Raw genomic sequence first — 11,889 nt, forward strand, 5'->3', positions numbered from 1 at the left:
AGGTGACAGGTTTCCGCCAGGTCACCACTTTGTCAACGGGGCGGACACAACAGCCTGTTGGGGACGTCTGCCGTCGGCAGGTCCCCGACGCGGCGCAGGAGTTTTCCTGCGGCTGCTGCCGAGCCGCGGCCGGGGTCGGGGCGACGGACGTGCCGCCCCCTCAAGGATGGGAATCACGGTCGAGGCGGGCAAAGCCGCGCAATTTCGGTGCACCCATCCGTACGCACCGCTGAGTCCGCTCCGTCGGCCGCTCCCCCGCACCGAGGGGTACTGCACGAGAGGGGCATCTGAAGCCTAAGGAACCCTCATGCCACGGCCGGCCGATCAACACTTCCCGTCAGCGCGACGACAACGCGGTCGCAAGGCCCCGCCCGGCCATGTAGCACGGCGCTGCGCAACTCGCGTCGGCGGCTGCTCAGCCTTGGCCGCTCAGGTCCGCCCCAGCGCAAAACAGGGCCAGACCGTCCGGTCTGGCCCTGGCGGGCGAACTACGCAGCCGGCCTGCACAACGAGAGCGAGACCGCTGGCAGGCGAGGATCAGATGCTGCGAGGTGGCGCGGTTGAACCCCGCACCACTAGTTCCGGCTCGAAGAGCAGTTCGCCGGGCTGCGCCTGGGCCCCCTGGATCTGCGCGCACAGAAGTTCCACTGCGGCGCGCCCCATGGCCTCGATGGGTTGCCGCACTGTCGACAACGGCGGCTCGGTGCAATTCATGAAGGCCGAGTCGTCGAACCCGAGCACGGACACGTCCCCGGGGACGGCGAGTCCACGGCGTCGAGCAGCTCTGGTGGCACCCAGCGCCAACGGGTCACTCGCGCAGATGATCCCCGTCACCCCCCGGTCCCAAAGCCGGCCCGCAGCCGCCTGTCCCCCCTCGAGTGAGAACATCGAGCGCTCCACGAACTCTTCGGGCAACGTCATCCCCGCCGCTGCTGCGGCCGTGCGCGCCGCAGCCAGTTTCCGTCGCGAAGGAATGTGGTCCCCGGGCCCCAGGATTAGGCCGATACGCACATGGCCCAAGGAGGACAGATGCCGCCACGCCTGCTCCACGGCTGCTATGTCGTCGCAGGAAACGCAAGGGAAGTCGAGCTCGTCGACAGGCGCGTTGATGAGCACGACGGGGATGTTACGCCTGGCCAGCTGCCGATAGTGCTCGTGCGGCGCGTCGGCCTGGGCAAAGAGACCTCCGGCGAAGATCACGCCCGAAACTTGTTGTTGCAGTAGCAAGTCGACGTAGTCCGCTTCCGAGACGCCACCCCTAGTCTGCGTACAAAGCACCGGCGTGAGCCCCTGCTGAGCCAAGGAACCACCGATGACCTCGGCGAAAGCGGGAAAAATGGGGTTCTGCAACTCCGGCAGTACCAGTCCGACCAACCTGGCCCGCTCGCCGCGCAGCTGTGTCGGGCGCTCATAGCCGAGGACGTCCAGCGCGCTCAGCACGGACTGGCGGGTGGTCGCCGAGACCCCGGGCTTCCCGTTGAGAACCCGGCTTACGGTGGCCTCGCTCACTCCTACTTTTTTCGCTACCAAAGCAAGTCTTCGCGTCACATTCGCAACACTAACGCAAGACGAGTCGAAAAGTTACACGCTCCTTGCTGCGACTTCGTCGTTGTGGCGCGTCAAGCCATGCACGCCCCTTCCTCGGAACGCAGGCCGCACAGCGCCGACAACACTTCGTCATCACTGGGTACGGCGCTCAACCGCGACGCTGTCCAGATAGAACAACTCCGGGTCACCCTCGTCAAGACCATGCAGAAGTCCGACTGGACGCCAGCCCGCGCGCTCCAACAGTCCCAGCATCGATCGATTCGACACGTTGGTCGAGGTGAACAACTTCTCGGTGGTGCAGGAGTCCGCAGCCGCGTCCAACAAAAGACGTCCCACGCCGCGGCGACGGGCCGACGGCGCAACCATGAGCATGGCGACGAAGCCGTGCCCAAAGAACGTGTACTCCATCACGCAGTACCCCACAGGGGCGCCCCACTCGTCTTCTGCAACACTTGCCGCGCCGTCCTCGCACCACCTGCGGATGCTCGCCCTCCGGTCGGCATCACCGCCGACGGCGATCGGGTCGATGCCGCACAGTGCGTGTTCATCACACGGGCGCGCAAGGCGCACAAGGACCCCGCCTCTGCCTGGTGTAGTCATGCCCTCATACTGCCGAATCACCGAGGAGGGCCCTATCCCTTCTCACGGCTAGGCCGTTTCGTTTGGATCACAGTGGGGTGGAGGGATGACGGTGAGTCCTGGGTGGCACCCTGGACTGATGCGATCTGGAATCGACGTCATCGAGGGCGGCCTGCGGCATCTGCTCAATGAGTGGGATCCGCTCGGAGTCGCTGACGACGTGCAGGATGAGTACGACTGCATGCTCGCCCCGCTGCTCCAGCAGCTCCGGGATGGCGCCGGCCAGACGCAGATGGGCGATTACCTGCGGCACGAGCTGGAGGATCACTTCAGTCTCGATCCTCTGGGCCATCGGCCGGAAGCGATGGCTTCCCGGGTGATCTCTTGGTGGGCAGCTGCCGACCAGGCCGGTGGCTCCAGCGACGGGTAGCCGCTCCCTCCAGTTCGCCTGATCGTTTGTCCAGGCGTGCCGTTGACTGACGCGCAGTGGGCGCGAATCGAGCCGTTACTTCCGAACCGAACTCCGAAGCGGGGTGGTCGGTGGCGGGACCACCGAGAGGTAATCGACGCCATCGCCTGGAAGTTCCAGACAGGTGCACAGTGGGTGCAAATGCCAGAGAGGTACGGCAACTGGCGGGGCGTCTACAACCGGCTACGGATGTGGTCCATCGACGGCACCTGGGAGCGGATTTTCACCACGCTCCTGGCCCAGGCGGACGTGGATGAGGAGCTGAACTGGGTCGTCTCGGTGGACTCCACGATCGTGCGGGCTCATCAACACGCGGCTGGAGCCCGCAAAAAGGGGCTCCGGCAGGCGAGCCGATCGCGACCACGCCACCGGCAGATCCCGCGGCGGGCTGACTACGAAGATCCATCTCGCGGCCGACGGCAACTGCAGGCCCCTGGCCTTCCACCTCACCGCCGGACAGCCTGGTGACGCGCCCGCCTTTGCCGACGTGATGGCCCGCCTGCGTATCCCCAGAGGGCGTGGACGGCCCCGGACGCGGCCAGAGGCCGTCCTGGCCGACAAGACATCCCACGCGGACAAGCGTCAAGCTGCCGCTGCGATATGCCCGGTTGAGGGCTGCGGGAAGGCGATTGCTTCGTCGTAGGCCTGGCCGTTCTGGAGGCAGTGGAACAGCATGCCCATGAAGCGGTTGAAGAGGTTTCGCTGTGCTGCGACGTGACGATCGCCAGCTGCTCGTCGGCGGTCGTAGTGGGCTCTGGCGCCTGGCGACCTGGTGAGAGAGACGAAGGCCCAGACGTAGCCGACAGCAGCCAGTCGCTGGTTCTTGACCTTCCGACTCATGACCTTGCAGCTCTTGCCGCTGGCTCTGGTGACCGGAGCGCTTCCCGCCCGCCAGCCGCAGAGAGTGCCCACCAGGTGCGGCACGACCAGGGCGTACCACCCGTCCGAGTGCCCCAGCGAGCACGGCCACGACCAGGCGGGGTGCTGGACAACGGGGTGCGGCGTCCGTGGTGCTCCAGCCCTCGAGGATCGGCTGGCGGGGGTCCGCTTGCAGGCGGAGGAACTCGGAGCGATGGAGGTCGTCGCGGTCGAGCTGATCCGGGAGCGTTTGGTCGAGCGGCTCGCCCAGCGGGCGGAGGCGTGCGTGCGGGCCCGCGAACAGGGACTGACGGTCTACCTGGAGTACGGGGTGCCGGTGTAGGCAGAGGGCCATGCGCTGGCAGTCCGGCCCCAGAGTGGGACGGACGGCCAGGACTTGGTGTAACTGGTCTGCTGGTAGGGCTGTGGTGCTGGCTGCCGTCCCCCTGGCTGCCTGATCCGTTCGTGTAGCCGGTCCAGCACGGACGCTGTCGGCGTACAAGCGAACGTGCACCACCTCGTACGAAGGTGCACCGTTTTTGGTGCGGTGATGGGGTGAAGGCCGCGAGTCTGCTGCTGTCGGTTCGACGGGACAGGGAGGCGGCTGACGGTGGTCTTGGATCCCCATCGCTGGCTGGAGTTGAGGCGGTTCCGGTCGCTGTACGAGTCCGGTGCGATGAGCCTGAGGGAGATCGCGAAGGAGACCGGGCTGAACCGCCGGACAGTCGGCAAGTACCTCAAGGACCCCGCTTCGGCAGCGCCACCGAACAGAGAAGCAGCAGGTCAGCGCCCTCGACGGGTGGTGGACAAGGTCGCGCCGCTGATCGACGCGATGCTCGGGTCCGAGATCCTGCTCAAGGAAAGAGTGATCCACGAGCGCCTGGTCCAGGACTACGGGGTCACCATCAACTACCAGCGGGTGAAGCTCTACCTGCAGGAGGCCCGCCCCCGGATCGCGGAGGAACTGGGCATCAGCCCGGGCGAGCTGGCGGGTCTGCACCGGCGGTTCGAGGTCGTTCCCGGTGCTCAGGCCCAGGTGGACTGGGGTGATGAGGGCAAGATTCTCGCCCATGTCGGCATCTTGAAGGTCTACTCCTTCCACATGACCTTGTCGTACTCGCGCGACCCGTTCTGCTGCTTCACCACCGGCCAGGACCTGGCGACGTTCTTCGACTGCCACCGGGCCGCGTTCGCACACTTCGGCGGGGTGCCGATGAGCATCGTCTACGACCGCACCAAGACGGTCGTGCGCCGGCACGTCGCCCCGGGCGAGGCGGTCCCGCTGCATCCGGAGGCGGTCGCCTTCGCCGGGCACTACGACTTCGACATCGGCGTGCTGGCCGCCTACCGGCCCCAGGGCAAGGGCCGGGTCGAGCGGCAGGTCGGCATCGTCCGCGATCACGTCCTGGCCGGGCGGGCCTTCTCCTCCATCGAGGAGATGAACGCCGCGTTCACGGCCTGGGTCACGCTGCTGCGGGCGAAGGTGCACGGCACCCACGGTGAGGTCATCGGGCACCGGGCGGTGCGGGATCATATGGCTCTCCGCCCGCTGCCGAAGGTCCCCTATGTGGTCGCCCAGCGGCATCTGCGGCACGTCGGCAAGGACTGCCTGGTCACCTTCGACGCGAATCTCTACTCGGTGCCCGCCCTGAAGGTCCGCCCCCGCCAGCTGGTCGAGATCCGGGCCACAAAGTTCCAGGTCAGCCTGCATTCCACCGTCCCCGACGCGGGCGGCCAGACGCTGCTGGCCGTCCATCCGCGGGCCCTCGGCCGCGGAGCCCGCATCATGGACGAGACCCACTGGGACGGTCTGCCCACCGGCGCCGACCGCCGCGTCACCACCGGCGGCGCTCTGCCCTCGCCCCGCCGCGGCCAGCCGGCCGGGCCGGAGGCCGGACCGCTGCAGGCCCTGCTGAACCGGACCGCCGCAGCAAGCGTCGAGGTCGGCCGCCGTCCGCTGTCAGTCTATGACGAGCTGACCGGCGCCCGCCCCCTCACCGCAAAATCCCCTACCAAGGACGCCCGTTGAGCGAGCTGACCAGCACCCGCATCCGCACCACCGCGCCAAGCTCGGCCTGCCGCACCTGGCCGATGCCCTGAACCAGTACGTCCAGCGGGCGGACGAGGCCAAGATGGGCTACCTCGGCCTGCTCGACCTGGTGCTGTCCGAGGAATTCGCCGTCCGCGACGACCGCCGCTTTCGCAACGGCCTGCGGCTGTCGAAGCTGCCGCACCACAAGACGCTGGAGGACTACGTCTTCTTCTTTCAGCCGGACCTCGACCCGCGCAAGATCAAGGACCTGGCCACCCTCTCCTTCGTCGAGGACAAGGCCAACGTCGCCCTGCTCGGGCCGCCGGGGGTCGGCAAGACGCACATCGCCGTCGCCCTGGCCGCCGCGGGGCGGCCGCAGCTCCCGGACCGGCTCACACGGTCCGGGAGCACTCGGAGGAAGAGCAATCAGTCGCCGAAGACCTGGCCCCACTCGCCGAAGGTTTGCCGTTGATCGGGACGACTTCGCAGTGGTGCAGGAGGCGGTCGAGGATCGCGGTGGCCAGGACCTCGTCGCGATCGCTGTGATGCAGTTGGTGCTGCAGCGCAGCTTCTGGAGGAGACGCCATCTGGCCCGGGTGGTGCAGGATCCCGTCCAGGGAGCGCGCTCAAATCGATCAAAACCGCGCTCGACGAATCAGACGATCCTGATCGCATCAATCCTGACGCCTCCAGGGTGGTTGGGCCAGTCGAAGGTCGTCCACTTGCCGATCGGGGTGGCAGGCTGCCACCTTCCGTCCCCGTACCACTGGACCCGGTTATTTCCAGTCCAGATCTTGTCGACCCAGTTGGTCCCCCCCGGCCTAAAGTTGGAGTATTCTCCGGCGTTGGCAAAACACTGATGTGTAGTGGTGAAGCCGGTACCGTAATGGTGGTGCCAGTTCACATGGACATACTCGTTGATGTTGTAGCACTCGACGTCGTCGATCGCGGACGCGGGAGTCGGGACGACGATGAGTGAAGCCGCCGCGACGGCGGATACCAGTGCGGCCTTGGCTACCCGTCGGTTAATACGCTGCACGTAAGCTCTCCTTATCCTTTGTGACTTTGTGACTTTGCGGATTTGTCAGGTGGCGGGCCCGTCGGAGTGGCCGCGATGGCTGGAGAAGTCGGCGCCGCATGCGCCGTGCTGTTGGCGAGACCCACGGAGCAGTCGGTGGCCGGCAGACAGGCAGCGATCGCTGTGATAGAGGACATGCCCGCGGGCCGTACGGTGCCGGCGTTGAGATCGGCGCCCGGAGCGCGCCGCTAGGTACGCGGACGAACCTCCGGGTGCTTCATGGACAGATGCAGCGACCACCCGATCGGGGCGGATGCGACAAGTAGGCCGCTCGTCACGATCGATGCCCAGGCAGAGGCGACGCCTCAACAAGAACCGACCATGATCGTGTTAAGAGCTCTAAGGAACGCCCGGGACGAGACGGACGAGACATTGATATCTCCCGTTTCAGTAGCTGCTGTGGGGTTTCAAAGCTACTGACGTGACAGCCTGGAGTCGTCACCCTTCGGAGGGAACCTACGTGTAGCTCACATGGGGGACCGAGCCCACTCGTCCCGGGGGGTCAGGCATCTACTAGAGCAGCTCCACGAGTCAGGGAGCCGAAGTCGGCCGAGCGGGTGTCAGTGGCGGATGCCAGGCTTTGGGCCTGCACCTAAGGGCTGGCCAAAGGAGCAGGCCGTGCCGGGACTACTCCTGATCGCCTGCCTGTCCTGCGGTGTGTCTCTGACCAATCCGACAACGGGGAGCGTTTCTTCCGATGCCTGTACAGCCCACACGTCCCGAGCGCACTCCCGCGCCCGCATCGGGCATAGATGTCTTGCCGTTCACGCTTTCTCTCGTCAAAACGGTCTTCAGGGACGTGACCGCCATGCACGTATCTCGGTCGGCCGCGTGCGCGGCTGCGTCGGTGGTGCGGACAGTGCTGACGGAGATCGTCGATGGATGTAGGAAGGCGGCGGCTGAGCAGGCGCGGACGAAGCTGCTTCCGGTGGACCTTGTCTCATCGCTCGACCGCAACGTCGAAGTCACGGTGGGGCACAAGTGGTACGACCACAGCCCGACGTTCAAGGGCCTGAACGGTGTCACCTACGACGCCGAGGGTGTCATCGTGCGTGCCCCCAGGCGCAGCCAGTCGCGCAAGCCGAGTGCCATGGTCGGCGCTCACAGGTTCGAGGCTGAGGTTAAGAAACTGCTGCGAAGCCAGGGGGTGACGGCCGTCCCGGCGCTGGTCCGCGACCTGGACGGTCTCGCAAGCAACTTCCTGACGGACCTCGCCCGGGACGCAGTGATGGTCGTCCGTGAAGGCGGGGTCAAACGGTACGGCACGGTCACCCTCGTCCTGCCCGGAGAGCCGACCCCGACCCCGTTCCTCAAGGAATCCATCCCGGTCCTTTACTCCCGTAGGGGGGATGCCAGGACTGTCGGCAGGGACGACATCCTGGCCGCCACCACGATCCAGTTGTTCGGAAGCATCAGACGGCAAGCCCTCACCGAGGCGGATGAGGCAACGCAGAACACTTCGGCCGTCTGACCGGTGGCCCCCTGGCCATCCACTGCCAGATCACGCCCATCCCGCCCCCGCCTCTGGAGCTGCTGGTCAGGTGACGAGGGCTTTCGGCGATCCTCGGCCAGCCCACGATAGATATCAAAGCCAGGTCTTGGTCAGACTCAAGGTTCGCAGGTTCTTCTGCGACCGCCTGTCCGCATCGCATCTTCGTTGAGCAGGTCGCAGGACTTGCCGAACGAGACGTAGGGGCCGGTTGGCTCACTCCGGAAATCGGTCTCCGTCCGCTCCGTGCAGCGCAGGAAGGGCTGCCGGGATTCCGGGTAGTCGGCCGGAAAGCCGAGGGCGTGTGTGCCGTCACCAGGGTCTGTTGGGTCGTTCATCCGGTGCCGCCGTGCCGCGGTCACCCCGGGAGGTCGGCGGCGGCGGCCAGGGCCTGGGAGAAGGCGCGGGTGCGGGCGGTCTCGTGGTTGCGGTGCCACACGAGGGAGAGGAAGGAGTCCTGAAGGCCGGCGACGGGGACGAAGGTGACCGTGCGCCGGCCGTAGTAGTCGGCGGTGGGACGGCACAAAAGCATCGTGCCACGGTCGGCCTGGACCAGTGCCAAGCCCTCCTGAAGGGTGCTGACAAAGGGGCCGGCGGGAATGGGGGCACCCCGGGGCGTGGTGACCGGGGCCTGGGTGCGGCGCCAGTAATCCGGTGCCGTGCCGTGGACGCCGATGAGCGAACAGGAGGCCAGGTCCTCGGCGTCCAGCGAGTCGCGCTTGGCGAAGGGATGTCGGGTGGAGACGGCGAGCGCCTGGGGCTGCTTGGAGAAGACGTGACCCAGCACCAGGTCGTTCTCCTGAACCGGCATCAGCACCACTGCCGTGTCCACCTCCCGCCGGTGCACCGGGCCGAAGGGGTCGGAGAAGGGGATCTCCACGATTTCCGTCGCACAGTCCGGGTGCCGACTCTGGAAGAGGTCGATGGCGTTCATGACCTGGTCGTTGGCCGTGCCCTGGAAACCGATGCGGAGCAGCCCCTCGACGCCCCGTGCCACCTTCCGTACCTCGTCGATCGTCTCCACGATGGCGTCGAAGGCCGGGCGCACTCCCGCCAGGAGCTGTTCTCCGAGCGGAGTGAGCTGCACCCGGCGGCTGGTGCGTTCGACGAGGCGGCCGCCGATTTTGCTCTCCAGGGAGCGCAGCAGCTGGCTGACGCGGCTCTGCGAGAGGTATAGGCGTTCTCCCGCTCGGCCGAAGTGCAGTTCGTCGGCCAGCGCGAGAAAGGCCTCCAGCTCCCGTCCGTCCAGACCGCTCACAGCGTTCCCTCCCCGTGGCGGTACCCGGTGCCCGCGCTCGTCCGATCTATTGATGAGCTCACCTCATAGAAGGATGAGAGGTTGGCCGTTGTTCCCCGGGTCCGCGTTTTGTTGGCTGGATGCATGACGCAGGTTGAGGAATTCACAGATGCACCATCCGCCCGTCAGAGTTCTCCGCTCAGGGGCTGGCTGGGGGTGGTGGCCTTGGCGCTGGGCAGCTTCACAGTGGTCACGTCGGAGATGCTGCCCGTCGGGTTGTTGACCCCGGTGGGCGAATCGCTTCGGGTCTCCGAAGGGGCGGTCGGCCTCACCCTGACGGTCACCGGGCTTGTTGCGGCAGTGTCGTCTCCGTTGCTCATCTCGATGTTGGGTCGGGTCGATCGCCGGACGGCGCTCTGCGTGTTGGTGGTCGTGTTGGTGATCGGCAATCTGGGTGCGGCCTGGGCGCCGAACTTCGCGGTCATGGTCGTGGCCCGGATTCTGGTCGGCATCGGGATGGGTGGCGTCTGGGCCATCGCGGCGGGGCTCGCCGTGCGGCTGGTTCCTGTGAAATCGGTGGGCCCTGCCACCTCGCTGGTCTTCAGTGGGATTGCCGTGGCCTCCGTGCTGGGAGTTCCGGCCGGAACGTGCCTAGGCGCGGCGGCGGGCTGGCGTGCCGCGTTCTTCGCCGCTGCCGGGCTCGGCGCGGTGGTGCTGGTCGCCATGGCGGTGCTGCTGCCTCGGCTGCCCTCGGAGCGTTTGATTCCGCTCGGTGGTGTGATGGGGCTGCTTGGCAGCGCCCAGGTGCGGACGGGTCTCATCGTCGTCGGGTTGGTGGTGACCGGTCATTTCGCCGCCTACACCTACATCAGGCCGGTGCTGGAGGACGTGTCCGGCGTCGGCGCCGGAATGATTGGCACGCTGCTCCTGGTGTACGGGGTCGCCGGGGTGGCCGGTAACTTCCTGGCCGGGGCCCGGGCGACCCGTTCGCCGCGCGGGACGCTGTTGGTGATCAGCACTGTCATGGCGGTCACCGTGGTCGCCCTGCCCTGGCTGGGCGGGTCGGTGGCTCTCGCGGGGGTGCTGATGGCGGTCTGGGGTCTGAGCTATGGCGGAGTTTCGGTCAGTACTCAGACATGGATACTGCTCTCTTCCCGGGACGCCCGCGAGGCGGCCTCCTCGCTCTTCGTCGGGGTGTTCAACGGAGCCATCGCCCTGGGCGCGCTGGTCGGCGGGCTCGCCGCGGACGGCATAGGCGTCACGGCGGTGATGTGGGTGGGCGGAGCGCTGGCTGTGGGCGCGCTGGTGACCACGGCGGTCGGCCGGGCCCCCACGGCCGCCGCCGGGGCGCGAGCTGAGAGCGCCCGGTCCAAGTGGTACTGCGAAGGTGAAGTAGCCCGCCTTGTCGTCGGTGCTGGTGTGGGCGCACCAGAGTTTGCCCTGCGACGTGGCCAAGGCTGGAGCGATGTCGGAGTGCTCCTGGTTGATCTGGCGTGGTTCCCTCCACACGTCGTCGGCGAGGGCGGTCCACATCAGCGCCTTGTCACCGGGGCGGCTGACCAGAACGTGGAGCATGTCCTGGTAGAAGGCGATGGCGGGTGGTGTGATGGACTCCCAGGCAGCGGGAGGGGCCGTCCAGCGGGCCGTCCATCGGTCGCCCTCCCTCCCCGACGAATTATTCATGGGTACCGACGGGGAGGGAACCTTTTCGGGGCTGGCGTCCTTGAGCTTGGGGACATGATGGCCCTCGTCGTTGACGACAGGTCCTCCTCTGCTCTGGTCGGCCTCCATGCAGAAGATCTGCAGGACCAGGCTGTCCAAGTCGACGCCGAGCCCGTGCGGTCCGAAGAGCCGGAGCCTGAGCCTGCCGGATAGTGAATGCCGACAGCGTCGCCGAGGTCCTCGTTTTCATCATGCCGAGGCCTCCGCCGCACCGGTGGATGCTTGTCTTGACGTGGCCGAGGTGGGCTAACCGACCCCGGTCTCGAACCAAGCAGGTGCTGGAGCATGTCGGCCCGCTCAGTACCGGCGCCCTCAGGTTCACCCTCGCGGTACTCCTGGGCGTGATGACACGGCTGAGCAGGCACCGCCCGGTCCGGCAGCGGCGGCAGCTCTACCTGAGCGGGTTCCTCGACGTCACCGTGCACTTCATCCTCGAAACGCATCATCGGCCCGGACCTCTCCACCTCCACGTCAGCAGCAACGCAGACCGCGGCCACCATCGAGCGTCGATGCCCGCTGGCTTACCGAAGCGCCTACTGACAATCGGCACTGAGAATTGATGCAGACTGCCCATCAGGGTTGGCTGCGGGCGCAGCGCACGGAGCCCTGGATCGCCGTGGGGAGGCGTCCTTCTACCTCATGCAGAAGGATGCCGGCGAGCGCTTCGGCCTCGCAGTCCTTGGGCGCCTGGTCAACTCGGCGGCGGCCGTTGGAAGTGAGGGCGCGGGCATGGCCGGTGAGCTGGAGGGCGACTGCTCATCGAAGGTTCAGTGAGCGTTCTGCGTTCTGTGTGTGCTTTGCCCGCTGTGGTGGGAGCGGCCGCGGACGGGTGATGCGCAAGGACGGGAGCGCGGAATGCGCAGCCTCGGAAACGTGG

At 66.8% G+C, this 11,889-nt stretch carries 8 protein-coding genes and 5 pseudogenes; 7 read left to right on the plus strand and 6 right to left on the minus strand.

The genetic code is table 11. The annotated features are described in order from the left end of the window. Window positions 1-537: 537 nt before the first annotated feature. Together ACHFIV_RS15170 and ACHFIV_RS15175 are read right to left on the minus strand one after the other, a co-directional pair. Entirely contained in the window at window positions 538-1,548 is a 1,011-nt protein-coding gene (locus ACHFIV_RS15170; RefSeq protein WP_398968301.1) for a LacI family DNA-binding transcriptional regulator, read from the minus strand. Between the two features lie 132 nt (window positions 1,549-1,680). Continuing rightward, the gene (locus ACHFIV_RS15175) at window positions 1,681-2,148 is read right to left on the minus strand and encodes a GNAT family N-acetyltransferase (RefSeq protein ID WP_398968304.1); all 468 of its coding nucleotides are present in this window, start codon (window positions 2,146-2,148) and stop codon (window positions 1,681-1,683) included. Window positions 2,149-2,266: 118 nt separating this feature from the next. On the opposite strand from ACHFIV_RS15175, the gene ACHFIV_RS15180 reads away from it, so the two are divergent. Next, a complete protein-coding gene (locus tag ACHFIV_RS15180) occupies window positions 2,267-2,557 on the plus strand; it encodes a hypothetical protein (RefSeq protein ID WP_398968307.1) in 291 nt (96 codons plus the stop codon). A 36-nt stretch (window positions 2,558-2,593) separates the two neighbouring features. Continuing rightward, window positions 2,594-3,158: pseudogene (locus tag ACHFIV_RS15185) on the plus strand (IS5 family transposase); the annotation flags it as partial. 20 nt (window positions 3,159-3,178) lie between these two features. Here ACHFIV_RS15185 and ACHFIV_RS15190 read toward each other — a convergent pair. Beyond that, window positions 3,179-3,484 (minus strand): annotated as a pseudogene (locus tag ACHFIV_RS15190) (IS110 family transposase); the annotation flags it as partial. Between ACHFIV_RS15190 and ACHFIV_RS15195 the strand changes: the two are divergent. The 3 genes and pseudogenes from ACHFIV_RS15195 to ACHFIV_RS15205 form a co-directional block, all read left to right on the plus strand. Further along, window positions 3,435-3,797, plus strand: a complete 363-nt coding sequence (locus ACHFIV_RS15195) for a hypothetical protein (RefSeq protein WP_398969745.1) — start codon at window positions 3,435-3,437, stop codon at window positions 3,795-3,797. The pseudogene ACHFIV_RS15190 and the gene ACHFIV_RS15195 overlap by 50 nt on opposite strands. Window positions 3,798-4,064: 267 nt before the next feature. After that, window positions 4,065-5,483 carry an IS21 family transposase gene (gene istA, locus ACHFIV_RS15200; RefSeq protein WP_398968310.1) on the plus strand — a complete coding sequence of 473 codons (1,419 nt, stop codon included), beginning with the start codon at window positions 4,065-4,067 and terminating at the stop codon, window positions 5,481-5,483. Further along, window positions 5,480-5,853: pseudogene (locus ACHFIV_RS15205) on the plus strand (ATP-binding protein); the annotation flags it as partial. The gene istA and the pseudogene ACHFIV_RS15205, both read left to right, overlap by 4 nt. A 25-nt stretch (window positions 5,854-5,878) precedes the next feature. Here ACHFIV_RS15205 and ACHFIV_RS15210 read toward each other — a convergent pair. Both ACHFIV_RS15210 and ACHFIV_RS15215 read right to left on the minus strand, forming a co-directional pair. Continuing rightward, window positions 5,879-6,019 (minus strand): annotated as a pseudogene (locus ACHFIV_RS15210) (ATP-binding protein); the annotation flags it as partial. Between the two features lie 122 nt (window positions 6,020-6,141). After that, window positions 6,142-6,525 (minus strand): beta/gamma crystallin domain-containing protein, encoded by a 384-nt coding sequence (locus tag ACHFIV_RS15215; protein WP_398968313.1) that lies wholly within the window; start codon window positions 6,523-6,525, stop codon window positions 6,142-6,144. Window positions 6,526-7,261: 736 nt separating this feature from the next. Between ACHFIV_RS15215 and ACHFIV_RS15220 the strand changes: the two genes are divergently transcribed. Then, window positions 7,262-8,035: a hypothetical protein gene (locus ACHFIV_RS15220; protein ID WP_398968316.1), complete on the plus strand. Its 774-nt coding sequence runs from the start codon at window positions 7,262-7,264 to the stop codon at window positions 8,033-8,035. Window positions 8,036-8,411: 376 nt separating this feature from the next. Here ACHFIV_RS15220 and ACHFIV_RS15225 read toward each other — a convergent pair whose 3' ends face one another. Then, the gene (locus ACHFIV_RS15225; protein WP_398968319.1) at window positions 8,412-9,311 is read right to left on the minus strand and encodes a LysR family transcriptional regulator; all 900 of its coding nucleotides are present in this window, start codon (window positions 9,309-9,311) and stop codon (window positions 8,412-8,414) included. 123 nt (window positions 9,312-9,434) lie between these two features. Between ACHFIV_RS15225 and ACHFIV_RS15230 the strand changes: the two are divergent. Continuing rightward, a pseudogene (locus ACHFIV_RS15230) lies at window positions 9,435-10,631 on the plus strand (MFS transporter); the annotation flags it as partial. Window positions 10,632-11,889: the final 1,258 nt, after the last annotated feature.

It is taken from the genome of Streptomyces sp. ALB3 (genome assembly GCF_044385685.1).
Classification (GTDB): Bacteria; Actinomycetota; Actinomycetes; order Streptomycetales; family Streptomycetaceae; genus Streptomyces.

What these genes read in the sequence shown, in the direction of transcription:
- ACHFIV_RS15195 (WP_398969745.1), top strand. Translation starts at nt 3,435, where the DNA reads ATGACCTTGCAGCTCTTGCCGCTGGCTCTGGTGACCGGAGCGCTTCCC.
- ACHFIV_RS15220 (WP_398968316.1), top strand. Translation starts at nt 7,262, where the DNA reads ATGCCTGTACAGCCCACACGTCCCGAGCGCACTCCCGCGCCCGCATCG.
- ACHFIV_RS15180 (WP_398968307.1), top strand. Translation starts at nt 2,267, where the DNA reads ATGCGATCTGGAATCGACGTCATCGAGGGCGGCCTGCGGCATCTGCTC.
- ACHFIV_RS15175 (WP_398968304.1), bottom strand. Translation starts at nt 2,148, where the DNA reads ATGACTACACCAGGCAGAGGCGGGGTCCTTGTGCGCCTTGCGCGCCCG.